Below are 22,473 nucleotides of genomic sequence, written 5' to 3'. Positions count from 1 at the left end.
CCCTAAGTTGTTCTGTTGTTTACTGCTGCAGCCAGCGGTTGATGGTGAGCAGGTCGGCGTGGCTCAGCGCCCCGGCCGACTGCTTCAGCTTGAGGAAGTTGACGATATAGGCGTAGCGCGACTGGGCGTAGTCACGCTCCGCCTTGTAGCGGCTGCGCACCGCCAGCAGCACGTCGGAATAGGTCTTGGTGCCGACGTTATAGCCGACATGCGCCGCGTCCTCGGCGGCGGCGGCGGACTGCACCGCCTGGTTCAGCGCGCTGATGTGCGACAGGCCGGCGGTGGCGTTGAGGAAGGCCACCTGGGTGCCGTGCTTGGCGTCGTTGCGCGCCGCCGCTTCCTCGTACTGCGCCATCTCCAGGCCGGCCTCGGCGCCGCGCACCGCGGAGCTGATGGCGCCGCCGGTATAGATCGGCACCTTGAGATTGAGATAGATGCTCTCGTCCAGGCCGTGGTTGTTGCCCGCCGCGATGCCGTTGCTGATGCCGCCGTCGGCGTAGGCATAGCTGCGCTTGGCGCCGGCGTCGAGCGTCGGCAGGCGCGCCGCCTTCTGCTTCTCGATCTCCTTCTGCGCGATCTCGGTGCCGTAGTGCTTGTCCTGCAGCGCCAGGTTCTGCGACTGCGCGCGTTCCAGCCACACGTCCAGCTTGTTCGGATCCGGCGGCGCCGGCTGGAAGTTCGGGCCCAGCGTCTTCAGCTTGGTGTAGCTCTGGCCGCCGGTAAGCAGCTGCAGCTGCGTCAGGTCCACATCCAGCGTGTTCTGCGCGTCGATCAGCTCCGCTTCCGACAGGTCGTACTCGGCCTGGGCCTGCTTGGCCTCGACGTCGGTGACGATGCCGTTGGCCAGCTTGTTGTTGGCCTGGTCCAGCAGCTGCCTGACCGCGTCCGTCTCCGCCTTGGCGAAGCGCACCCCGTCCTGGGCCGAAAGCACATCGAAATAAGCCTGCGCGATCTGCAGGCGCAGGCCGTCCAGCGCCTCGTACACCTTGACCCCGGCCTGCCCCACCTTCAGTTCGGACTGGTCGTAGGTCTTGAACAGCCCCCAGTTGAACAGCACCTGGGTCAGCCCGACCTGGTAGCCGACGCTGTAGAACTGGTCGCGGTGGTTGACGTTGATGCCTTCACCGCCGCTACCGGTGCTGGCGCCGGTATTGTCCAGCACGCCGCGGAAGTAATTGCCGCTCACGGCCTGCTCGAACTCGCCCGCCGTGGCGCCCGCGCCCACCTGCGGCAGCAACTTGGCCAGGGCCTGCGGCTTGGCTTCCGCCGCTTCGCGGAACCCGGCCACCGCCGCCTGATACTTCGGGTTGGCATCCAGCGCCTTGACGTAGATGCCGATCAGGTCGGCTGGCTGCGTGTCGGCGGCGCCGGCCAGCGCGGGGAACAGCGCGGCACCCAGAAACAAGGCACGGGCACGAGTGAAAGCCAGCCGTTTGGTCGACGGCGGCAGGCGCGACGGAATCATTGATGACTCACCCTGATCGGTATGCGCTTGAGTGGCGCCTTTGGACGTGATTCAACTCCCAAGTCGATTATGGCTCAGCCTCATTAAACAGTCACTTAGGATTTTTTCGTAAGTGCATTCCTTTACATTACTGGTGTGACAATCAGCGCCGGAAACGCGTGCTAGGCTCCTTTCGCAAACGCCGTACCCGGCATGGGGAAACACACATGGCAAACGCTGCTCTCAAGGGCAAAACCGCCTTGGTCACCGGCGCGTCCTCCGGCCTGGGCGTGGACTTCGCCCGCGAACTCGCCGCCCGGGGCTGCAACCTCGTCCTGGTGGCCCGCCGCGAAGAGCTGCTCAAGCAGGTCCAGGCGGAATTGCTGCAGTGCGGCATCAAGGTCGCCATCGTCACCCTCGACCTCGGCACCCCCGAAGCCCCGCAGGCGCTTTACGACCTCGTGCGGCTACAGGGGCTGGCCGTGGACGTGCTGGTCAACAACGCCGGCTTCGGCCTCTTCGGCAAGGACCTCGACCTGCCCTGGCCCAAGACCCGCCAGATGCTCCAGCTCAACATGCTGGCCCTGACCGAACTGACCCGCCTGTTCGCCCGCGACATGGTCAAGCGCGGCAACGGCCACATCCTCCAGATCGCCTCCACCGGCGCCTACCAGCCCACCCCCACCTATGCCGCCTACGCCGCCACCAAGGCCTACGTCCTGAGCTACGGCGAAGCCCTCAACTACGAACTGCGCGGCAGCGGCGTCTCCTGCACCGTCGTCTCCCCCGGCGTCACCGCCACCGAATTCCTCCAGGTCTCCGGCCAGAAACTCACCTGGTACCAGCGCCGCACCATGATGAGCAGTGCCGACGCCGCCCGCATCGGCATCCGCAGGATGCTGGCCCGCCGCTCCAGCGCCGTGATCGGGCTGTTCAACTGGTTCGCCGCCTTCAGCGTGCGCTTCACGCCGCGTTCACTGGCAGCCGCGACAGGCTATCTGCTGATGAAGAACGACTAACTCAAAGTCAGGTGCAGGTGACGTTGCTGTTCACCAGCACCCGCCACTCCCCCGTTCGTCCCGAGTGCCTTGCGAAGCAAGGTGTATCGAGGGATCTTGCACCCTGGCCGATACGCTCCGTCATGCAGGCAACCGGAACATAATCGGGACAAGCATCAGGGAACCGGTTGCAACAAGGATCTGAGATCCTCCGGAACATCACCGGGTGCATGCAGATAGCTGAAACAAGCCAGCTCCGCCCGCGCCCCATCCAAATCCGACGCATCCCGCAATTGCCGGATCTGCTGCAACCACGCCGCGGCATTCGGACCACGCGCCACCCGCACCTGCTCCAGAGCCGCACCATGCACGGGGGATGACGCACAAGGATTCGGTGCTGGCGCCGAGTTCGCAGCCGGCGCCGCCAAAACGGGCGCCGCCATTTCCCGCGGAGGCGGCGCAGGCGCAAATGGGGCCGGAGCAGGTGACGCGGTCGCGGCAGCGGGCGCAGCCGGTACCGGTGCGGACTCCGCCGCCGCGCCGGCACTCGACGCCGCCAGCGCAGAGCGTGACTCCCGCTTGTACGCATAAGCCTGGTCACGCGATCCTTCCGGCACAGCGGGCTTGGTCGTGGCGATCGGCTCAGCCAACTGCGCGGGCGCAGGCACTGACACTGGCTTGGGCGGCGGAGGCTCGGCTGCCGGCGGCGGTGGCGGTGGCGGTGGCGGAATGTCCGCTTGTGCCTGTGCCTCTGGTCGCCGCGCCAATGCACCGGCAGCAGGCGCCGACCCTGGCTGCCGTGATCGTGCCGGCGGCGCGGCCTTTGCCAACGCCTTGTTCTGCTCCGCCTCCTCCGCCCTCCTGGCAACCGGCGGCGCCGGAATGGCATCCATCGCCGACACGGCCACTTCCTTCGGCACCACCGCAGGCGTAGCATTCTGCGCCATCTCCTGCGGCAAGGGCTTCTGCTGCGCCATCCAGCCCAGGCTCACCACCAGCATCAGCGAAGCAGCCACCGCCAGCGGCCGGCCCCAACGCAGGAAGCGCCGCGAACTCGCCGCAGGCCGTTGCAACTCCGCCCGTGCCCGCGCCAGTACCGCCGCATCCAGTTCCGGCGGCGCGCCCTCGCCCGCCGCATCGGCGCCCACATCGGCACGATAGCGCTGCGACAACTCGCTGCGCCGGGCCAGGAACTGCTCCAGCTCGTGATCGTCGGGCGGCGTCTGTTTCTGCTCAGTCATCGGCCAGCGCCTCACGCAGCTTGGCCAGGCCGTAGCGCAGCCGGCTCTTCACGGTTTCGCGTCCCACTCCGCTCACTTCGGCGATTTCCTCCAGGCTCAAACCCGCTTCCTCGTGCAGCAGAAAGGCCTCGCGCTGCTCCACCGGCAAGGCCGCCAGCGCGCGCCGCAAACGGCTCGCGCTTTCGCCCGCCAGGGCCTGCGCCTCCGGCCGTTCGTGTTCGGCCGCGGCGGGGATCAGTTCCTCTTCCAGCGGCAGCGGCGCGCGCGGCGCCAGCCGCAGGTGGTCGATCAGTCGATTGTGCGCCATGCGGTACAGCCAGGTGCTGAACTTCGCCCGCGGCTCATAGCTGGCCCGCACCCGCACCAGGCTGGCCCACACATCCTGGAACAGCTCGGCCGCCACATCCGCATGGGCACAGCCGCGCAGCAGATACCGGTACAGCGGGTCCTTGTGGCGCCGATACAAAGCCTCGAACGCCGCCAGCTCCCCGCCCCGGTACTGCATCATCAAGTCTTCGTCGGTCGGAGCGGCGACCAGGGTCGGCCGCTCCGCCGTGAGGCTTGCTTCCAGTCTAGGGCCTGCTAACGCTACTTTGATCGCTGCGTTGCCCCCGGATTTGTGTCCAGGCAAGGCGCGAGGAGCGTGGCGTATTACCAATACGCGAGCGACGAGCAACGCCGCATGGGCGCAAATCCGGGGGCAACCCTCCGGGACGGGGTCTATCTTCGCGCATTGCCACGTCACTCACTCCTTATGCACATCAAGTACATCGCGTCGTTCGTTCCTTGCACTGCGCGAAGATAGACCCCGTCGCAGCGACCAAAGTAGCGTTAGCAGGCCCTACTCCTCCTGCTTCACCGCGGTTGCATCCGCCCGCGCCTGCTTGGTGCCTAGACTGTCCGCCATCTGCGCCAGATGGATGAACTCCCCGGCATAACCCTGCGCATCGTCGCCGCGCGCGGCACGGGCCAGGCGCACCACTTCAGCGTACCCGAAACCATTGGTATAGGTGCCGCCGCGCAGCAACTGCCCGTAACCGGCCACGGCAGCCGCCAGGCGGAACGCAGGCGTGGCGGCATCGGCGGACTCGATACGGCTCTTCAGGATCGGCTGCTCGATCAGCCGGCTCGATGCGTCCATGCCGTCCTGCGGACGCTTGTAGCGCAGGCGCAGGAAAGCCAGCTCGTCGCCGCGTGAGGCCGTCGCCGCGGACGGCCCATAGCGCAAGGGATCGATACGCTCGCCGCCGCTGCCGGCCAGGGTCACTTCGTACAGCGCCGTGACCCGGTGCCCGGCGCCGATATCGCCCGCGTCGACCTTGTCGTTGTTGAAGTCCTCGCGCTTGAGCAGGCGGTCCTCGTAGCCGATCAGGCGATACTCGGACACCAGCGCCGGGTTGAACTCGACCTGGATCTTCACGTCGCGGGCGATGGTCAGCAGCGTCGCCGTACGCTGCTCCACCAGCGCCTTCTGCGCCTCCTTCAAGGAATCGAGGTAGGCGTAGTTGCCGTCGCCGGCATCCGCCAGCTGCTCCATCAGGCGGTCGTTGTAGTTGCCGGTACCCACGCCCAGCGTGGTCAGGGCGATGCCGCTCTTGCGCCGTTCCTTCACCAGGTCCAGCAGCGCCTCGAAGCTGGTGGTGCCGACATTGAAATCCCCATCGGTGGCCAGCAGCACGCGGTTGTTGCCGCCCTTGATGAAGGCCTGCTGCGCCACCTGGTAGGCCAGGCGGATGCCGGCGCCGCCGTTGGTCGAGCCGCCGGCTTCCAGGCGGTCCAGCGCCGCGTCGATCCGCGCCGTATCGTCGCCCGGCGTCGGCTCCAGCACCACGCCGGTGTTGCCGGCGTAGACCACCAGGCTGATGCGATCCTCGTGACTCATCTGGTGCGCCAGCAGCTTGAGGCTGGCCTTGACCAGCGGCAGCTTGTCCGGCTCCAGCATCGAGCCCGAGACGTCGACCAGGAACACCAGGTTCGACGGAGGCAACTCGCCCTGCGGCTTCCAGCCCTGGATGCCGACCTGCAGCAGATGGGTCTTCGCGTTCCACGGCGTGGGCGCCATCTCGGTATGCACCGCGAACGGCGTATCCAGGTCGCGCGGCGGCGCATAGTCGTAGTCGAAGTAGTTGACCAGCTCCTCCACCCGCACCGCATCGGCCGGCGGCAGGCTGCCGGCGTTGAGGAAGCGCCGCACATTGGCATAGCTGCCGGTATCGACGTCGATGCTGAACGTGGAAACCGGGTTCTCCGCCACGCGCTGCACCGGGTTGGAATCGTAGTGGCCATAGTTTTCACGCTCTTCCGGCTGCGCCGGCATCACCCGGAACGCAGCCCCGGCGGCGTAGCTCCGGTTCAGTGCGAGCGACGGTGCAGGTGCGGAAGTCATCACGCCAGTCGCACTCTTCCGCTGATAGGTCCTGGCTTCCTCGCCCGGTTTTGCCGGGCCGGCGTGTGCCGTCATGTCAGCCATGGGCTGCGCTACCGGCAGCGGCGGAGGTGGCGGCGGCAAGGCCTGAGGCTCCGCCGCCGACGCGGTCGTCTCGACCTTCTGCGGCGGAGAAGCCTGCTCCGGCACGGAGCAGGCGGCAGCAATCACACCGGCGCCGGTGATCAGGGCCAGCAACAAGGAGGAACAGGTGGGGCTGCGCATCGCGGTCTCCGCAGGATCGGTACCGGTATAAACGGTGCAATCCGGGAAACGGGGTTAAGGCTTGATCAAAGCTCACTACTGATTAAAGCTCACTACAAAAATTAATTACGTCATACCGGCGAAAGCCGGTATCCAGAGCAACGGAGTGCCCCCGAACCCCTGGATACCGGCTTTCGCCGGTATGACGCCTTTTTGTAGCTAACCCGCATTCACCCCGTCTTTGTCCTCCACGCAGCACCCGCCACCTCATCCAGCATCACCGCCAATTTCTGCAAAGCCGCAGCCGCCCCCTCCCGCACCCGGTACCGCACCAGATGCGACACCTCGCTCGCCCCCGGGTTGATCTCCGCCGTCGGCACCCCGCGCCGCGCCGCCGCGATCACCGGTTGCGCGATATACGGAAACACGCTGGTGGTGCCGATGCTGATCACCAGGTCCACACCCTGCTCGATCACCTGGTACAGCCGCTCCAATTCACGCTGCGGCAACGCTTCGCCGAACAGCACCACGCGCGGCCGCACCAGCCCGGCGCAATACGGGCAGGACGGCGGAATCTCCAACCCGCTGTAATCCTCCACTTCAACTTCATAGGGACAGAAGCCGCACTGCAGCCGATGCAGGTTGCCGTGGATCTCGATCAGGTCGCGGCTGCCCGCCTGCCGATGGAAGCCGTCCACGTTCTGCGTCAGCACCGTGAACTGCTCGTAGCGCGGCGCCAGCTCGGCCAGCACGTTATGCCCGGCATTGGGCTGGCGGCCGCGGCAGGCCCGCTCGATCTCGCCCAGGTATTTCCAGGTCAGCTCCGGCCGCTCCCCCATCATCTCGCCGGACAGCGCCTCCTCGATCGCCACGCCATCCGCGGTCGGGCCGTTGTCGTAAAGGCCGCCCACGCCGCGATAGGTCGGCAGCCCGGAATCGGCCGACATGCCGGCCCCGGTGATGACCAGCACCCGCCGCGCCCGTCCCAGCTCCGCGGCCAGCGCCCGCAAGGGCACGAAGTCGGTCATGCTCCCGCCTCCTCCAGCGGCGTCATCCCGGCCAGGGTCCGCGCCGCGCCATCCTCGCTGCCGTTCAGCTCCTCGACGATGTTGCGCCGCTCCTGCGGCGTGCGGTCCTGGCTCAGCTTCCAGCGCGCCTCCAGCCGCGTCACCGCGATGTCGAAGGCGACGATGCCGCCCAGCTTGAGTTCGAGGAAGTCCGCCGGCAGCCGCTCCATCTCCGCCAGCCAGGGCGCGTCGTTGGCCGTCACCAGTTGGCGCAGGGCCGACAGCTTGTCCTCCCGGCCCTCCAGCAGCCGCGGCTTGCCGTAGACGTGCACCGCCGCGTAATTCCAGGTCGGCACGCTCGGCTGCCGCTCGTACAGGCCGGGCGAAATATAGGCATGCGGCCCCTGGAAGATCACCAGCGCCTCCGCCCCCGTGCCGAAATCCCGCCACTGCGGATTGGCCCGCGCCAGGTGCGCCACCAGGCGCAGCCCGGCCCCCTCCTCCACCGCCACGAACGGCAGATGGGTAGCGCGCGGAACCGCCCCGGAACCGGCGGTCACCAGCGTGGCAAAGCTATACTGACGCATGAATGCCAGTTGTTCAGCGCGGTCGTCCATGCGGTTGTGGGACGGCACGTACATATCGGAGTCTCTCGCAGCACATCGTTGATTTGCCCTAATTTATCGCAAATGCCGCGCAAGCCCGCCCATAAGCAGATCGACACCCTCAAAGCCATCCAGGACAGCGCGTTCGAACTGTTCGCCCGTTATGGCTTCGACGGCGTCTCCATCGGCGACATCGCCAGCGCCACCGGCCTGAGCAAGGGCGCGCTGTACTGGCATTACACCGGCAAGGAAGCGCTGTACCTGGACTGCCTGCAGCGCCTGCACGCCCTGTTCGACCACTACATCTTCGAGCCGATGGCCGCCGAGGCCGACGGCGCCAAGGCCGTGCTGGCCCTGTTCCACGGCCTGGAAAAGCTGCTCGGCGATCCGCGCGTGCTCAACGGCGTCGCCGGCTACTGGCTGGTGCCCTCCGGCCCGGAAACCTCGGGACTGTCCGATGCCCAGCGCGCCTTCGAACAACGCTCCTGGAAGATCATCGAGGCCGCCCTGCGCCGCGGCGTCGACCAGGGCCAGTTCGAAGACCTCGGCGGCGAACTGGAAGAGTTCGCCCGCGCCGTGATGTCCCTGGGCGAGGCCGTGATCCTGCCGCTGCGCCACCAGACGCCCGCCGAGGTGCGCCAGATCCTCGGCGTGCTGGCCCGTACCCTGTTCCGCGCCTACGCCAGGAAGGCGCCGCTGCCACAGTTCTGAGCACCGCATGGACGAGCAAAAGAAAAAGCCCTTCTCGATGATCCGCGAGTTTCACCTCGCCGACTGGTTCACCCTGGGCAACGCCGTCTGCGGCGTCGGCGCCCTGTTCTCGATGATGACCTACCTCCAGGTCGGCGAGCCGCGCCACGTCTACTACGCCTGCGCCCTGGTCGTCGCCGCCCTGGTGTTCGACGTGCTCGACGGCCGCATCGCCCGCTGGCGCAACAAGAGCTCCGCTCTGGGCCGCGAACTCGACTCCCTCGCCGACGTCATCTCCTTCGGCGTGGTCCCCGCCGTCATCGGCTACGGCTGCGGCATGCAGGGCCTGATCGACCGCATCGTGCTGGGCTACTTCGTCGCCTGCGGCGTGTCGCGCCTGGCGCGCTACAACGTCACCGCCGAAACGCTCTCCGAGGGCACCGGCAAGGTCAAGTACTTCGAAGGCACCCCCATCCCCACCTCGCTGCTGCTGGTCGTGGTGCTGTGGGTGGCGACCTGGCAGGGCGCCATCGGCGAAGACCTCTGGTTCGGCGCCACCAAGGCCCTGCACTTCACCCTGCACCCCCTGGCCCTGATGTTCGCGGTATCGGGCTCCCTGATGATCAGCCGCATCCGCATTCCCAAGCTCTGAATCCAGGGTTCCCCCGTAGCCCGGGAAGCGCGCAGCGCTACCCGGGAGGTGCCGCGCGGAAAGCCTCAAAATCCGCGAAAAATCCGCCGCCGGCTCAACCCGCTCACCGCATGCGTGCCAACAAAAACCCTTGGCACGCATGGCACGCATGGCACGCATGGCGAAAAACGGCCCAGAATCGGCCGCGGACCTGCTGCAGCGGACCTGCGGATCTCTTCCCTTCCCGCCCTATTTCGCCGTCACGCCAGCCAGCGCCTGGTACCGCGCATCAGCGCGTTTTTCTCCCTTCTCGTTCCGGAACCGAGGAACGCATTCAGAGTATCAAAACGTTGCTGTGCGGTCCGCGAACTGAGTCAAACCTGAGCTACTGCACGACGCTCGCGATGCGGGTGGCGGAATGGAACAAAAGCCTTTAGAGCCTGTAACAGAATGAATCGCACCTGCGTTGCAGTCCAAAATCGCGTCAGGCAAGGCGGAGGCCGCAGCCATGGTGATTGCATGGCTGGGGCTGACAACGATCGCCCGCGACACGGTGCCGCGTCAGCGTGGGTGCGGGAGCGGGCGAAGGCGCGATTCATTCTGTTACAGGCTCTTAGAAGCCGGCAAAAACTTCAACACATCCACCGCACGTCAAACATCTCAAGGACCAGAGCGACGAGCAAACTAGGGCTGGACAGCTTAAGCATGTATTTCTCCTAGTTCAGGTTCCGGAATCGTGGAACACGGTTAAGGTGTCAAAATGCAGTTGCGCAATCCGTGATCTGCGTCGCACGGGAACCCCCGCGGCACGCACGCTACGTGGAGGTTGCCGAATGCGGCAAAACAGTCTTTACTGCTGACTAAGTACAGGTAAGCCAACACTTTTTTCGGAGGAGCGCGGTGCGAATTACCGCGGACGGGATACTACGGGCGGTGATTCCGCTGATTTACGGGCGGCGCTGGCTGACTTTCGGCCTGCTGATGGCCTTGACCCTGTTCCTCGGCTTCCACGCGCTGAAGCTGCGGCCGGATGCCGGCTTCGAGAAGCAGATCCCGCTCGACCACCCCTACATGAAGGTGTTCAAGAAGTACGAACAGGCCTTCGGCGGCGCCAACCTGATTTCTGTCGCCCTGATGCGCAAGGACGGCAAGGACATCTACGACGCCGACTTCCTCGACAAGCTGAAGAAGCTCACCGACGCCACCTTCTTCCTGCCGGGCGTGGACCGCGCCCACGTCACCTCCCTCTTCACCCCGGACCTGACCTACCTGGAGATCGTCGAGGACGGCATCAACCTCGGCACGGTGATCCCGGCCAACTACGCGCCGACGCCGGAGATGATCTCCAAGGTGCGTGAGCACGTCGGCAAGGCCGACGCGGTGATCGGCCGCTTCGTCTCGCTCAACCAGCAGGGCGCGATGGTGGTCGCCTCGCTGCTGGAGCGGCACCCGGTCACCGGCGAACGGCTCGACTACGACCGCCTCGCCGGCCAGCTCGAGGACCAGTTGCGCGGGCGCATCCAGAGCCAGCAGGAATACCAGTACAAGCTCAAGGCCGATCGCCCGCCGTACAAGGCGGGAGACGTGGTCTGGACCGGCTATACCGACTACGGCTGGAAGCTCGGCTGGCAGACCTTCGAGGCGGCGCAGCGCGACGACGACGGCCAGGCCATCCTGGTTTCCGGCCGCGACGTGACGGTATCGGCCCAGCCCAACCCGGACTACTCGCCCGAATACGCGGTGCGCATCATCGGCTTCGCCAAGGTCATCGGCGACGTCACCGACGCCAGCATCGAAGTGATCGGCTTCTTCTTCGTCGCCATGCTGCTGGTGATCCTGCTGCTGTGGCTGTTCTGCGGCTCGTTCCGGCTGTCGCTGCTGCCGCTGTCGGCGGCGGTGACGGCGGTGGTGTGGGAGTTGGGCCTGCTCCAGCTCTGCGGCTTCGGCCTCGACCCCTTCGCCATCCTGGTGCCGTTCCTGATCATGTCGATCGGCGTATCGCACGGCGTGCAGTACATCAACGCCTGGGGCAACGAGGTCTGCGAGAACGGCGTCAACGCTTTCGATGCATCCGTGTCCAGCTTCCGCCGCCTGTTCCTCCCCGGCACGGTGGCCATCGTCACCAACGTCATCGGCTTCGCCACGCTGACCTTCATTCACATCGACATCGTGCGCGAGATGGCGATCAACGCGGCGCTGGGCATGGCGGCGGTGATCGTCACCAACAAGATGATGCTGCCCATCGTGCTGACCTGGGTGCGGCTGCCGGACATCGAGAAGTTCAAGCAGCGCATGGCCACGCGCGACCGCTGGGGCGACCAGCTGTGGCGGCGTGTCGCCGCCATCACCGAACCGCGCTGGGCCATCCTGACCCTGGGCATCGTCGCCGCGACCCTGGCCTGGGCCATCTGGATGTATCCCAGGCTGATCATCGGCGACACCCAGGCCGGCGTGCCGGAGCTGAAGGCGGACAGCCGCTATAACCAGGACTCCAACGCCATCGTCGCCAATTTCGCCATCGGCGTCGACATCCTCAAGGTGATCGCCGAGGCCAAGCCCTACGGCTGCCTCAACGGCAACGTCATCGACACGGTGGACCGCTTCAACTGGCGCATGCAGAACACCCCCGGCGTGCTCTCCGCCATCTCGCTGCCGGTGCTGGCGCGGCAGGCGCGCAGCCTGTGGAGCGAGGGCTCGCCGAAGTGGGCGGTGCTGCCGCGCAACCAGGCCGCGCTGTCCCAGCTCACCGGCCGCATCCCTTCCGGCACCGGCCTGCAGAACGCCGACTGCTCGGCCATGCCGGTGCTGATCTTCACCACCGACCACCGCGCCGAAACGCTCAGCGGCATCGTCGACGCGGTCAAGCGCTACAACCTCGACAACCTCAGCAACGGCGTCAACTTCGCCCTCGCCTCAGGCAACGTCGGCGTGATGGCCGCCACCAACGAGGAGATCGAGTCGCGCGAGATCCTGGTGATCCTGTGGGTGCACCTGACCCTGCTGGTGTTCGTCTGGATCTCGTTCCGCTCCTGGGCCAGCGTGGTGTGCATCATCACGCCCCTGGTGAGCTGCTCGCTGCTCACCTACGGCTTCATGGCCATGATGGGCATCGGCATGAAGAGCGCCACCCTGCCGGTGGCGGCCTTCGGCGTCGGCATCGGCGTCGACGACGGCATCTACCTGTGGGGCGCCCTGACCCGCTACCTCGGCCAGGGCGACAGCATCCGCGAGGCTTTCCGCCACGCCCTGCGCGCGGCCGGCAAGGCCACCACCTTCACCTCGCTGGCGCTGATCGTCAGCGTCGGCACCTGGCTGTTCTCGGGCCTGCAGTTCCAGGCCGACATGGGCCTGCTGCTGCTGTTCATGTTCACCACCAACCTGTTCGGCGCCATCCTGATGATGCCGGCCCTCGGCTGGCTGTGCCATCTGGTCAGCCCGCTGCAATCAAAGTCCGGTTTGCTGGTCAAATAGCGGTACCGCTGGAGGAGAGTGTTCGATGGCTCACAAGAAAAACAGGATGACGCTGCTGCTCGGCGTGCTGCTGGCGCTGCCGCTGGCGGCGCTGGCCAAGGTCACCCCGGAGGAAGCCGCCCAGCTCGGCACCACCCTCACCCCGATCGGCGCCGAGAAGGCCGGCAATGCCGCCGGCACCATTCCCGCCTGGGACGGCGGCCTGCCGCAGAAGGAAATGAAGCGCAGTGACAATCCCTACGCGGCGGACAAGCCGCTGTATACGATCACCGCGGCCAACTACAAGCAATATTCGGCGCAGTTGACGGAAGGCTACAAGGCCCTGTTCCAGACCTTCCCCGACTACAAGATGATCGTCTACCCGACGCACCGCAGCGCCTCCTACCCGCAGTGGTTCTACGACGCGACGAAGAAGAACGCCACCGGGGTCGAACTGAACGACAACGGCTATGGCTTCTGCTGCGCGGCACAAGGCTACCCGTTCCCGATCCCGAAGAACGGCACCGAGCTGATGTGGAACCACATCCTGCGCTACAACACCAAGGGTTACCGCGGCTACGTCAACGCCGCCGAGACCCAGCCGGACGGCAGCTATGTGCTGGAACGCGCCTACGGCGAGATCACCTTCATCTACAACAATCCCAAGACCACCGTCGATACGCTGAAGAACCAGAACCTCTACGCCATGGTCAAGACCCTGGCGCCGCCCAACAAGGCCGGCACCGCCGACCTCCTGCACGTGCCGGTGGACCGCATCAAGGAGCAGACCGGCGTATGGGAATTCAACCCGGCGCTGGGCCGGGTGCGGCGCATCGGCGAAGTCGGCTACGACAACCCGCTGTTCGACGGCCTGATGACCCACGACCAGCTCGACATGTTCAACGGCCCCTTCGACCGCTACACCGTCAAGCTGATCGGCAAGAAGGAAATGCTGGTCCCCTACAACGACTACGTGCTGTACAGCGACAAGCTCAAGTACAAGGACATCATCCGCGGCGGCCACATCAACCAGGACCTGGCCCGCTATGAGCTGCACCGGGTGTGGGTGATGGAAGCCGACCTCAAGCCCGGCTTCAGCCACATCTACAAGAAGCGCGTGTTCTACCTCGACGAGGACAGCTGGCTGGTGCTGGCCCAGGACATCTACGACAACCGCGACCAGTTCTGGCGCTTCGCCGAAGCCCACGCCATCACCTTCGCCAACGTGCCGGTGGTGGTCAACGGCGTGCAGGTGCATTACGACCTGCAGTCGCGCCGCTACGTCGCGGTGAACCTGTTCAACGAGGAACCGCAGCAGGTGGAATACGACTGGGAGCAGCCGCCTTCCTACTTCACGCCCCAGCAGCTGCAGAAGTTCGCCACCGCCGGGAAGTAGGAAAACACCGCCAAGCTCCGGAAAAACAAAGGGTAAAGATCCCCGCAACAGCGCCCCAGTTCAGCCCCAATTCAGCTTGCAAGCGTAGATTTGCCGTAAGAAACGCACGAAAGGTCGTGCGTGGACCGGAGCAGGACCATGAGCAGGCTGAAAGTTGGGCAGGGTTTGGGCAAATTCTTCGTTGCGGCGGCCATAGTGGGCGTGAGCACGGCGGCCCTCGCCGATCCCTACTACGGCGACGGCTATGGCTACCCGCCCCCGGGGCAGGCCTATGCCGAGGTCCTGAGCAGCAGCCCGATCTACCAGCAGATCAACGTGGCGATGCCGCGCCAGGAATGCTACGACCAGCAGGTGGCCTACACCGACAACCGCCCCTCGGTCGGCGGCACCATTCTCGGCGGCCTCGCCGGCGGCCTGATCGGCCACGCTTTCGGCCGCGGCTCCGGCAATGCCTGGGCCACCGGCATCGGCGCCGTGGTCGGTGCCGGCGTGGGCAACAACATCGGCCGCGCCAACGACGTGCAGCGCGTCGGCTACCAGCGCCAGTGCACCGTGGTCAACGACTACCAGGTACAGCAGCAGTTGCAGGGTTACGACGTGACCTACCGCTACGGCGGCCAGGTCTATCGCACCCGCCTGGGCTACGACCCCGGCCCGCAGCTGCTGGTGAACGTAAACGTCGGCCCCGCGGGCTATTAATCGGAGCGGCCGACAGCCTAAAGTAAGACCATGCGCACCCGACTCGCGACCCTCCTGCTGCTGACCGGACTGGCTTTACAGCCGGTCATGGCCGGCGGCTGGGGACACGAGCAGCGGCGCGAACCGCCACGGCCGCCACAGCAACAGCAGCGCATGCCGCCCCAGCAGCAGCAGTACCGCCCGCCCGAGCCGCCGCGGCAGCAGATGTTTCCGCCGCCGCAACAGCGCCCGCAAGGCCCTGGTGTTTCCCGCGGCGAGGCGATGCGCCGGGCACAGCAGATGAACGGCGGCGGCCGCGTCCTGGCCGCCGACCCGGCGGAAAGCGGCTATCGTGTGCGCGTGCTCAAGGACGGCGAAGTCCGTTCGGTCTACATACCGGGCCAATAACCCGGCTCTTATACCCTCAATAACCCGAACAATCACCCATGCGCGCACTGGTCATCGAAGACGATCCGCAACTGCGGGAGCAGGTCAGCCAATACCTCGAGGAAGAGGGCTATGCGGTCGACTCCGCCGGCGACGGCGACGAGGGCCAGTTCATGGCGCTCGAGTACCCCCTCGATCTGGTCGTGGTCGACCTCGGCCTGCCCAAGACCCCCGGCATCGCCATCATCAAGGCGGTGCGCAAGGCCGGGCGCAAATTCCCGATCCTGATCCTCACCGCCCGCGACGGCTGGCAGAGCAAGGTCGAGGGCCTGGAGGCCGGCGCCGACGATTACCTGGTCAAACCCTTCCACCGCGAGGAACTGCTGGCCCGCGCCCGCGCCCTGGTGCGGCGCAGCGGCGGCTGGAGCCAGTCGCTGCTGGAATGCGGCCCCATCGTGCTCGATACCACCGCGCGCAATGTCAGTCTCTCCGGCAAGCCGGTGGAACTGACCGCCTACGAGTACCGGGTACTGGAGTTCCTGGTGCTGCACGCGGGTGAAGTGGTGTCGAAGAGCACGCTGACCGAGCACCTCTACAACGAGGAAGAGGAGCGCGACAGCAACGTCATCGAGGTGTTCGTGCGCCGCCTGCGCACCAAGCTCGACCCGGAAGGCCAGCTCAATCCCATCACCACGCTGCGCGGCAGCGGTTACCGCTGGGACCTGCCGAGAAACTAGTGGCCAGTGATTAGTGGTCAGTGGCCAGTAAAAGCGACGGGGTCTTGGTTTTGATAGGGTCTGTGGGACTCGCGCCACTGCTTTTACTAACCACTAGTCACTAACCATTAGTCACTAACCACTAATCACTGTCTTCAATGAAATCGCTGCGCGCCCGCCTGCTGCTCGCCGCCACGCTGGTGCTGGTGGTGTTCATGCTGCTGTCCGGCGCGGCGCTGGAACAGGCCTTCCGCAGCAGCGCGCAGCAGGTGCAGCGGGACAAGATGCAGGCCCTGGTCTACGCCCTGCTCGGCGCCGCCGACGCCGGCGAGAACGACATGCTCACCATCCCCGCCAACGCCCTGCCCGATCCGCGGCTGGGACGGGTGCAGTCCGGCCTGGCGGCACTGATCTTCGACGCCAAGGGCAAGGTGATCTGGCGCTCGTCCAATTTCGAGGGCGAAGTGCCGAACCTGCAGGCGCCGGAAATCGGCGGCACCCAGTTCACCGAGTTCGACGACCAGTTCGCCCTCAGCTACGGCGTGCGCTGGGCGGCGGACAGCAGCACCCACATCTTCAGCACACCCAAGCCGCGTCGCTACACCGTGGCGGTGCTGGAAGACAAGACGCCCTACCGCACCCAGCTCGGCGTGTTCCGCCGCACCCTGTGGATCGGCCTGGGCTTCGCCGCCAGCGCCCTGCTGCTGCTGCAATTGCTGGTGCTGCGCTGGGGCCTGGCGCCGCTGCGTCGGCTGGCCAAGGAGCTGCGCCGGGTCGAAAGCGGCGAGCAGACGCAGATCGAGTCGACCTATCCGGACGAGCTGATGCCGCTGGCCTCCGGCCTCAACACCATGATCCAGGGCGAGCGCAACCAGCAGTCGCGCTACCGCAACGCACTGGACGACCTGGCCCATAGCCTGAAAACACCACTGGCGGTGTTGCGCGGCCTGATCGACGACAAGACCGCCGATGCGGCGTTGCGCGAACGCCTGCGCGATCCGGTCGGCCGCATCCGCGAGATCACCGACCACCAGCTGCGCAAGGCCGCCACCGCCGGCCGCCGCGCCTTCGCCGAGCCGGTGCGGCTGCGGCCGCTGGTGGAGAAGATCGCCGGCGCCCTGGCCAAGGTCTACGCCGACAAGCAGCCGGAATTCGACTTCGATATCGACGAGCGCCTGCGCGCGCGCGCCGACGAGGGCGACCTCTACGAGATGCTCGGCAACCTGATGGACAACGCCGGCAAGTGGTGTCACAAGCGCATCCGCGTCAGCGCCCGCTACGCCGAGCGCAAGCTGCACCTGTGCGTGGAGGACGACGGCAAGGGCTTCCCCGAGGAAGCCGGGAATCTCCTGCAACGCGGCATGCGCGCCGACAGCCTCACCCCCGGCCAGGGCATCGGCCTGGGCGCGGTGGCGGAGATGGTGCGGGCCTACGACGGCAGCATCGAACTGGGGCGCTCGGAGCTGGGCGGCGGCAAGGTCGATGTAGCCTTGTCCGTCTGAGCGGATCGCAAGGATTGCGGCGGCGCTGGCGGCGCACCAGTCAATTCGGGCGGATGTGCTGACAGCGCTCCGGGAGTAGGATGAGGCAAATCAGCGGCGGGCGCCGCTGTCAGCTGCCACTGTGCGAAGCGTGGCAATGCCTTGTATATCGCGTTCCACTGGTATCTCTTTCATGCCCGACCTGCAAAAAGTGCTCCAGTTAATGATCGACCGCGGGGCGTCCGACGTGTTCCTGACCTGCGGCGCCACACCGCGCATCAAGATCGAAGGGGTCACCCATTCTCTCAACGTCCCGATCCTGAAGCGTGGCGAAGTGCGGGACATGGCCTACAGCATCATGAGCGAGCGCCAGAAAGCGGCTTTCGACGAGACGATGGAGGCAAACCTGTCTTACTCCTTCGGACAGGCCGGTCGATTCCGCATGAACGTCTTCCTGCAGCGTGGCGAAATGGGCATGGTCATCCGCCAGATCAAGTCGCAGGTGCCGTCGTTCAAACAGCTCGGCTTGCCGGCTCAGTGCGCTGACTTTGCCATGACCAAGCGCGGACTGGTGCTGTTTGTGGGCGCGGCCGGGTCTGGGAAAAGCACCTCGCTGGCGGCCATGGTCACCTATCGGGCCGCCAACGGCGACGGCCACATTCTGACCATCGAAGATCCGATCGAATTCCTGTTCCGCCATAGCCGCGCGCTGGTAGACCAGCGTGAAGTCTCAGTGGATACGCGCACCTTCGGCGACGCGCTGCGCAACGCCATGCGCGAAGCGCCGGACGTCATCATGATCGGCGAAATCAGGGACCAGGAAACCGCCCGGCACGCGATCGCGTACGCGGAAACCGGCCACCTGTGCCTGTCCACCCTGCACGCCAGCGGCGCCGACCAGGCCGTCGATCGACTGGTCAATTTCTTTCCCGAGCCCGCGCGACAGCAGATCCTGATGGACCTTTCACTTAACCTCAAGGCGGTGATTTCGCAGCGCCTGGTGCCCTCGATCGACGGCAAGGTGGCGCTGGCGACCGAGGTCATGGTATCGACCATGCAGATCTCCGAGATGATCCGCCAGGGCCGCGCCAACGAACTCAAGGATGCGATGAGCAAGGGCAGCCAAAGCGGCATGTATACCTTCGACCAGTCTCTTTTCGAGCTCTACAAGGCAGGCCGCATCAGCGCGGAAGAAGCCCTGCGCAATGCCGATTCGCGCACCGATCTGGGCCTGCGCATACGCCTGTCCGCGCCGCTTACCGTCGCCGATGCGCCCAATCTGACGATGGTCGATCTGGAGGCCAAGGCCGCTGCGGAAAACCCGGGCAGGCACTACAAGCGCACGTAGCCGACCTGATCCGGGAGATGAGCGGGGCCACGCGGGATAGCCGATCCGGACGGGCTTCCCCTGTGCACTGCCCGCTCGCCGGGCTGCTTCCTGCTGCTTTCAGCCCGCCACCAATGCCATGCCGTCCTCAACCCGGCGACTGGATGCGCAGGAAATTCTCGCGGTAGTAGCGCAACTCGGCGATCGAGTCCTTCACGTCGTCCATCGCCAGGTGCCGAGAATCCTTGTTGAACCCGCGCGCGATCGTCGGCGCCCAGCGGTGGCACAGCTCCTTCAGGGTGCTGACATCGAGGTTGCGGTAATGGAAATGCTTCTCCAGTTCCGGCATCCAGCGCGCCAGGAAGCGGCGGTCCTGGCAGATGGAGTTGCCGCACATCGGGGAACGGCCGGCGGGCACCCACTGGCGCAGGAATTCCACCGTGAGGCGCTGCGCCTCGGCCTCGTCGATGCGGCTCTCGCGCACCCGACGGGTCAGGCCGGAGCGGCCATGCTGGGTGGTGTTCCACTCGTCCATGGCTTCCAGTTCGGCGTCGGACTGGTGGATGGCGATCACCGGCCCTTCGGCCAGGGCGTTGAGGTACTGGTCGGTGACCAGGGTGGCGATCTCGATGACGCGGTGCCGCTCAGGCACCAGTCCGGTCATTTCGAGGTCGATCCAGATCAGGTTGGTGGGGTTCGGGTTCATAAGCAGTAGGTTAACAGGGACGCCCGCGACACGGTGCCCGGAACGGTGGGTGCGGGAGCGGGCGTCGGCGGTCTGAACCGCGCCTGACTCCGCAAACACGTCTCGGAGTCGCCCAGACCGCCGTGCTAGGCTGGTGGAATAGTGGACATCCATGTCCAAGAACCGGTCATCCATGACCGGACTGTCCAAATAAGCAGGAGGATTCATGCCACGAGATGGCTCCGTGTTGAATACCATCGGCAATACGCCCTTGGTTGAATTGAAGAATCTGGACACCGGGATGTGCCGGCTGTTCGTCAAGCTGGAAAACCAGAACCCCACCGGCTCGATCAAGGACCGCATCGGCCTGTCGATGGTCGAGGCGGCGGAACGGGAGGGCAAGATCAAGCCCGGCGGCACCCTGATCGAGGCCACCGCCGGCAACACCGGCCTGGGCCTGGCCCTGGTGGCGGCGCAGAAAGGCTACCGCCTGATCCTGGTGATCCCGGACAAGATGGCGCAGGAGAAGGTGCTGCACCTGCGTGCGCTCGGCGCCGAAATCCACCTGACCCGCTCCGACGTGGGCAAGGGCCATCCCGACTACTACCAGGACATCGCCGAGCGGCTGTCGAAGGAGATTCCGGACAGCTTCTACGTCAACCAGTTTTCCAACCCGGCCAACCCCCTCGCCCACGAGGCGACGACCGGGCCGGAGATCTGGGCGCAAAGTGACCACATGCTCGATGCGGTGGTGGCCGGTGTCGGCTCCGGCGGCACCCTCACCGGCCTGTCGCGCTATTTCGCCCGCGTCGCGCCGCACGTGGAGATGGTGCTGGCCGACCCCAAGGGTTCGATCCTGGCCGACGTGGTGCGCACCGGCAAGATACAGAAGGAAGCCGGCAGCTGGCTGATCGAGGGCATCGGCGAGGACTTCATTCCGCCCAACTGCGACCTAACCCGCGTCAAACAGGCCTACGAGATCAGCGACGCCGAGAGCTTCTTCACCGCGCGCGAGGTGCTGCGCAAGGAAGGCATCCTGGGCGGCTCTTCCACCGGCACCCTGGTGGCGGCGGCGCTGCGCTACTGCCGCGAGCAGACCGCGCCCAAGCGCGTCGTCACTTTCGTCTGCGACAGCGGCAACAAGTACCTGACCAAGATGTACAACGATTACTGGATGTTCGAGCAGGGCCTGCTCGACCGCCCCAAGCAGGGCAACCTGCTGGACCTGATCGTGCGCCGCTACCAGGAAGGCGGCGCGGTGACGCTGGCGCCGACCGACAACCTGCTGCTGGCCTATCGCCGCATGAAGCTGTTCGACGTGTCGCAGATCCCGGTGATGCAGGGCGAAAAGGTCATCGGCATCCTCGACGAATCGGACCTGCTGCTGCACGTGCACAGCAACCCGGCGCGCTTCAAGGACGCGGTGAGCACGGCCATGGTCAACAACGTCGAGACCATCACGCCGGATGCGCCGGTGTCCGACCTGCTGCCGATCTTCCAGCGCGACCATGTCGCGGTGGTTGCCGACGGCGGGCGCTTCGTCGGGTTGATCACCAAGATCGACCTGTTGAATTACCTGAGACAGCAGATCGGCTAACCGTTCCAGCGAACATCCGGCCGCCGTTCGGGCGGCCGGATCCGAATACCGCCAATGAAAAAGACCACAACCGGGACCGCCGTCACCTCCCGCCTCTCCCGCCGCCCCATCATCATCGCCCTGCTGCTGGTACTCGGCGTGGCGACGGTTTCGCTGGTGCACGAAGCGCGCACCGCCTGGACCATCGGCGTGGCCTACCGCTATGCCCTGCCCCTGTACGAGGTGATGCGGGTCCGCTACGCCGCGGTGTTCGACACCCACAACCCGCATCGTGTGGGCCTCAACACCTTCGCCCATCGGCGCCGGCTGACGGAGGCCGGCGACCGCCTGGTGACGATGCCGAACAACGACACGCTGTATTCGCTGGCCGTACTCGATCTGTCGTCGGGGCCGGTGCGTTTCGAGGTGCCGGACACGGGCGACCGCTATTACTCGGCGGCGCTGATGGACGCGTACACCAACAATTTCTCGATCATCGGCCGGCGCACCACCGGCACGCATGCCGCGAGCTTCTTCATCGCCGGGCCGGGCTGGCAGGGCAATACACCGGACGACGGCCCGCAGCTGATCCATGCGCCGACCAACACCGTGCTGCTGCTGGTGCGCATCCTGGTCGACGGCCCCGACGATGTCGCCGCGGTCACGGCCCTGCAGGACGGCTTCAAGCTCACCCCGCCACGCGGCGCGCCGGCCAGTGCCGCCGTCGCCATCGCACCGGTGGCCAACAGCGGCAGCAACTTCGTCGAGATCGTCGACCGCGCCCTGGCCGAGAACCCGCCGCCCCGCGACGACGCGCCCATGCTGGAACGCATCGCCAAGGCCGGCATCGCCCCCGTCACGCAGACCCCCGACAAAACCGTCATCGCGGACTGGGACAAGGATTTCGGCCTGGCGCAGAAATTATTGGCCCATGCGGTAGCGCGGCCGCGCCACCTGGTCCAGGGCTGGAGTTACCTGCCGGCCGACATCGGCAACTTCGGCACCGACTACGACGTGCGCGCCGCCGTAGCCCTGCTCGGCCTGATGGCGCTGCCGCCGGAAGAGGCGCTGTACGCCAACGGCCTCAAGGACAGCCAGGGCAAGCCCCTGAACGGCACCCACCGCTACCGGCTGCGCCTGCCGCCGGGCGGCGTGCCGGCGGATGCCTTCTGGTCGCTGGGCCTGTATTCGATGGAAGCGGACGGCCACGGCTACTTCGTCGACAATCCGATCCATCGGTATGCCATCGGCGACCGCACCCCCGGCCTGAAGAAGAACGCCGACGGCAGCCTCGACATCCTGATCCAGCGGCAGGCGCCGGACGAGGCTGGTCAGGCCAACTGGCTGCCGGCACCGGCCGGCCCGTTCCGCCTGACCATGCGCGCCTACCAGCCGCGGCGGGAACTGCTGGAGGGGCAATTCCGCTATCCGGCCATCGAGCGGATCGATCCTTAGAGCCTGTAACAGAATGAATCGCGCCTGCGACGGCGGTCATTTTTGCGCAGTGCAAGTCGGACAGAGTGCGGCATGGT

Annotated in this window: 19 protein-coding genes; 12 read left to right on the top strand and 7 right to left on the bottom strand. The window is 66.0% G+C overall.

Annotated elements, in window-relative coordinates; genetic code table 11:
* Window positions 1–19 precede the first annotated feature (19 nt).
* On the bottom strand, window positions 20–1,465 hold the full coding sequence (locus BP26_RS0108235; protein WP_029920101.1) for a TolC family outer membrane protein: 1,446 nt from the start codon (window positions 1,463–1,465) through the stop codon (window positions 20–22).
* Window positions 1,466–1,671: 206 nt separating this feature from the next.
* Between BP26_RS0108235 and BP26_RS0108230 the strand changes: the two genes are divergently transcribed.
* Window positions 1,672–2,463, top strand: coding sequence for an SDR family NAD(P)-dependent oxidoreductase (locus tag BP26_RS0108230; RefSeq protein ID WP_029920100.1), 792 nt, complete (start codon window positions 1,672–1,674; stop codon window positions 2,461–2,463).
* 155 nt (window positions 2,464–2,618) lie between these two features.
* On the opposite strand, the gene BP26_RS29330 is transcribed toward BP26_RS0108230, so the two are convergent.
* The 5 genes from BP26_RS29330 to BP26_RS0108205 all read right to left on the bottom strand — a co-directional run bounded on the left by BP26_RS29330 (window position 2,619) and on the right by BP26_RS0108205 (window position 7,960).
* Window positions 2,619–3,683, bottom strand: coding sequence for a hypothetical protein (locus BP26_RS29330; protein WP_157572422.1), 1,065 nt, complete (start codon window positions 3,681–3,683; stop codon window positions 2,619–2,621).
* Window positions 3,676–4,191 (bottom strand): RNA polymerase sigma factor, encoded by a 516-nt coding sequence (locus BP26_RS0108220; RefSeq protein ID WP_051748650.1) that lies wholly within the window; start codon window positions 4,189–4,191, stop codon window positions 3,676–3,678. The genes BP26_RS29330 and BP26_RS0108220 overlap by 8 nt, the downstream gene beginning before the upstream one ends.
* A 333-nt stretch (window positions 4,192–4,524) precedes the next feature.
* The gene (locus BP26_RS0108215) at window positions 4,525–6,333 is read right to left on the bottom strand and encodes a vWA domain-containing protein (protein ID WP_029920097.1); all 1,809 of its coding nucleotides are present in this window, start codon (window positions 6,331–6,333) and stop codon (window positions 4,525–4,527) included.
* 209 nt (window positions 6,334–6,542) lie between these two features.
* Window positions 6,543–7,340, bottom strand: a complete 798-nt coding sequence (locus tag BP26_RS0108210) for an NAD-dependent deacylase (protein WP_036516322.1) — start codon at window positions 7,338–7,340, stop codon at window positions 6,543–6,545.
* The gene (locus BP26_RS0108205) at window positions 7,337–7,960 is read right to left on the bottom strand and encodes an FMN-binding negative transcriptional regulator (protein ID WP_036516319.1); all 624 of its coding nucleotides are present in this window, start codon (window positions 7,958–7,960) and stop codon (window positions 7,337–7,339) included. The genes BP26_RS0108210 and BP26_RS0108205 overlap by 4 nt, the downstream gene beginning before the upstream one ends.
* 48 nt (window positions 7,961–8,008) lie before the next feature.
* Here BP26_RS0108205 and BP26_RS0108200 point away from each other — a divergent pair, with 48 nt between their 5' ends.
* The 9 genes from BP26_RS0108200 (at window position 8,009) to BP26_RS0108160 (ending at window position 18,701) form a co-directional block, all read left to right on the top strand.
* Window positions 8,009–8,635, top strand: a complete 627-nt coding sequence (locus tag BP26_RS0108200; RefSeq protein ID WP_029920094.1) for a TetR/AcrR family transcriptional regulator — start codon at window positions 8,009–8,011, stop codon at window positions 8,633–8,635.
* A gap of 7 nt (window positions 8,636–8,642) precedes the next feature.
* On the top strand, window positions 8,643–9,266 hold the full coding sequence (gene pssA, locus BP26_RS0108195) for a CDP-diacylglycerol--serine O-phosphatidyltransferase (protein ID WP_029920093.1): 624 nt from the start codon (window positions 8,643–8,645) through the stop codon (window positions 9,264–9,266).
* A gap of 912 nt (window positions 9,267–10,178) precedes the next feature.
* Window positions 10,179–12,716, top strand: coding sequence for an efflux RND transporter permease subunit (locus BP26_RS0108190; RefSeq protein ID WP_051748648.1), 2,538 nt, complete (start codon window positions 10,179–10,181; stop codon window positions 12,714–12,716).
* A gap of 25 nt (window positions 12,717–12,741) precedes the next feature.
* Window positions 12,742–14,091, top strand: a complete 1,350-nt coding sequence (locus BP26_RS0108185; RefSeq protein ID WP_029920091.1) for a DUF1329 domain-containing protein — start codon at window positions 12,742–12,744, stop codon at window positions 14,089–14,091.
* A 138-nt stretch (window positions 14,092–14,229) separates the two neighbouring features.
* The gene (locus BP26_RS0108180) at window positions 14,230–14,790 is read left to right on the top strand and encodes a glycine zipper 2TM domain-containing protein (RefSeq protein WP_084182915.1); all 561 of its coding nucleotides are present in this window, start codon (window positions 14,230–14,232) and stop codon (window positions 14,788–14,790) included.
* A gap of 30 nt (window positions 14,791–14,820) precedes the next feature.
* The gene (locus BP26_RS0108175) at window positions 14,821–15,177 is read left to right on the top strand and encodes a hypothetical protein (protein WP_029920089.1); all 357 of its coding nucleotides are present in this window, start codon (window positions 14,821–14,823) and stop codon (window positions 15,175–15,177) included.
* 38 nt (window positions 15,178–15,215) lie between these two features.
* Window positions 15,216–15,893, top strand: coding sequence for a response regulator transcription factor (locus BP26_RS0108170; protein WP_029920088.1), 678 nt, complete (start codon window positions 15,216–15,218; stop codon window positions 15,891–15,893).
* 137 nt (window positions 15,894–16,030) lie between these two features.
* Window positions 16,031–17,374, top strand: coding sequence for an ATP-binding protein (locus BP26_RS0108165; RefSeq protein ID WP_029920087.1), 1,344 nt, complete (start codon window positions 16,031–16,033; stop codon window positions 17,372–17,374).
* A 172-nt stretch (window positions 17,375–17,546) separates the two neighbouring features.
* Window positions 17,547–18,701, top strand: a complete 1,155-nt coding sequence (locus BP26_RS0108160) for a PilT/PilU family type 4a pilus ATPase (protein ID WP_084182914.1) — start codon at window positions 17,547–17,549, stop codon at window positions 18,699–18,701.
* 127 nt (window positions 18,702–18,828) lie between these two features.
* Here the strand turns inward: BP26_RS0108160 and orn are convergent, their stop codons facing one another.
* Complete coding sequence (gene orn, locus BP26_RS0108155) at window positions 18,829–19,386, bottom strand: oligoribonuclease (protein WP_029920085.1); 558 nt, start codon at window positions 19,384–19,386, stop codon at window positions 18,829–18,831.
* A 205-nt stretch (window positions 19,387–19,591) separates the two neighbouring features.
* On the opposite strand from orn, the gene BP26_RS0108150 reads away from it, so the two are divergent.
* Both BP26_RS0108150 and BP26_RS0108145 read left to right on the top strand, forming a co-directional pair.
* Complete coding sequence (locus tag BP26_RS0108150; RefSeq protein ID WP_029920084.1) at window positions 19,592–20,962, top strand: pyridoxal-phosphate dependent enzyme; 1,371 nt, start codon at window positions 19,592–19,594, stop codon at window positions 20,960–20,962.
* Window positions 20,963–21,016: 54 nt separating this feature from the next.
* Window positions 21,017–22,396, top strand: coding sequence for a DUF1254 domain-containing protein (locus BP26_RS0108145; RefSeq protein WP_051748644.1), 1,380 nt, complete (start codon window positions 21,017–21,019; stop codon window positions 22,394–22,396).
* Window positions 22,397–22,473 lie beyond the last annotated feature (77 nt).

The organism is Nevskia soli DSM 19509 (assembly GCF_000711955.1).
In the GTDB taxonomy this organism is placed as follows: domain Bacteria; phylum Pseudomonadota; class Gammaproteobacteria; order Nevskiales; family Nevskiaceae; genus Nevskia; species Nevskia soli.
Note: the sequence above shows the minus strand (reverse complement) of the source record. Positions and strands in the feature narration are given on the sequence as shown.

What these genes read in the sequence shown, in the direction of transcription:
- pssA (WP_029920093.1), top strand. Translation starts at nt 8,643, where the DNA reads ATGGACGAGCAAAAGAAAAAGCCCTTCTCGATGATCCGCGAGTTTCAC.
- orn (WP_029920085.1), bottom strand. Translation starts at nt 19,386, where the DNA reads ATGAACCCGAACCCCACCAACCTGATCTGGATCGACCTCGAAATGACC.
- BP26_RS0108170 (WP_029920088.1), top strand. Translation starts at nt 15,216, where the DNA reads ATGCGCGCACTGGTCATCGAAGACGATCCGCAACTGCGGGAGCAGGTC.
- BP26_RS0108215 (WP_029920097.1), bottom strand. Translation starts at nt 6,333, where the DNA reads ATGCGCAGCCCCACCTGTTCCTCCTTGTTGCTGGCCCTGATCACCGGC.
- BP26_RS0108220 (WP_051748650.1), bottom strand. Translation starts at nt 4,191, where the DNA reads ATGATGCAGTACCGGGGCGGGGAGCTGGCGGCGTTCGAGGCTTTGTAT.
- BP26_RS0108200 (WP_029920094.1), top strand. Translation starts at nt 8,009, where the DNA reads ATGCCGCGCAAGCCCGCCCATAAGCAGATCGACACCCTCAAAGCCATC.
- BP26_RS0108205 (WP_036516319.1), bottom strand. Translation starts at nt 7,960, where the DNA reads ATGTACGTGCCGTCCCACAACCGCATGGACGACCGCGCTGAACAACTG.
- BP26_RS0108235 (WP_029920101.1), bottom strand. Translation starts at nt 1,465, where the DNA reads ATGATTCCGTCGCGCCTGCCGCCGTCGACCAAACGGCTGGCTTTCACT.
- BP26_RS0108230 (WP_029920100.1), top strand. Translation starts at nt 1,672, where the DNA reads ATGGCAAACGCTGCTCTCAAGGGCAAAACCGCCTTGGTCACCGGCGCG.
- BP26_RS29330 (WP_157572422.1), bottom strand. Translation starts at nt 3,683, where the DNA reads ATGACTGAGCAGAAACAGACGCCGCCCGACGATCACGAGCTGGAGCAG.
- BP26_RS0108165 (WP_029920087.1), top strand. Translation starts at nt 16,031, where the DNA reads ATGAAATCGCTGCGCGCCCGCCTGCTGCTCGCCGCCACGCTGGTGCTG.
- BP26_RS0108160 (WP_084182914.1), top strand. Translation starts at nt 17,547, where the DNA reads ATGCCCGACCTGCAAAAAGTGCTCCAGTTAATGATCGACCGCGGGGCG.
- BP26_RS0108150 (WP_029920084.1), top strand. Translation starts at nt 19,592, where the DNA reads ATGCCACGAGATGGCTCCGTGTTGAATACCATCGGCAATACGCCCTTG.
- BP26_RS0108145 (WP_051748644.1), top strand. Translation starts at nt 21,017, where the DNA reads ATGAAAAAGACCACAACCGGGACCGCCGTCACCTCCCGCCTCTCCCGC.
- BP26_RS0108180 (WP_084182915.1), top strand. Translation starts at nt 14,230, where the DNA reads ATGAGCAGGCTGAAAGTTGGGCAGGGTTTGGGCAAATTCTTCGTTGCG.
- BP26_RS0108185 (WP_029920091.1), top strand. Translation starts at nt 12,742, where the DNA reads ATGGCTCACAAGAAAAACAGGATGACGCTGCTGCTCGGCGTGCTGCTG.
- BP26_RS0108175 (WP_029920089.1), top strand. Translation starts at nt 14,821, where the DNA reads ATGCGCACCCGACTCGCGACCCTCCTGCTGCTGACCGGACTGGCTTTA.
- BP26_RS0108210 (WP_036516322.1), bottom strand. Translation starts at nt 7,340, where the DNA reads ATGACCGACTTCGTGCCCTTGCGGGCGCTGGCCGCGGAGCTGGGACGG.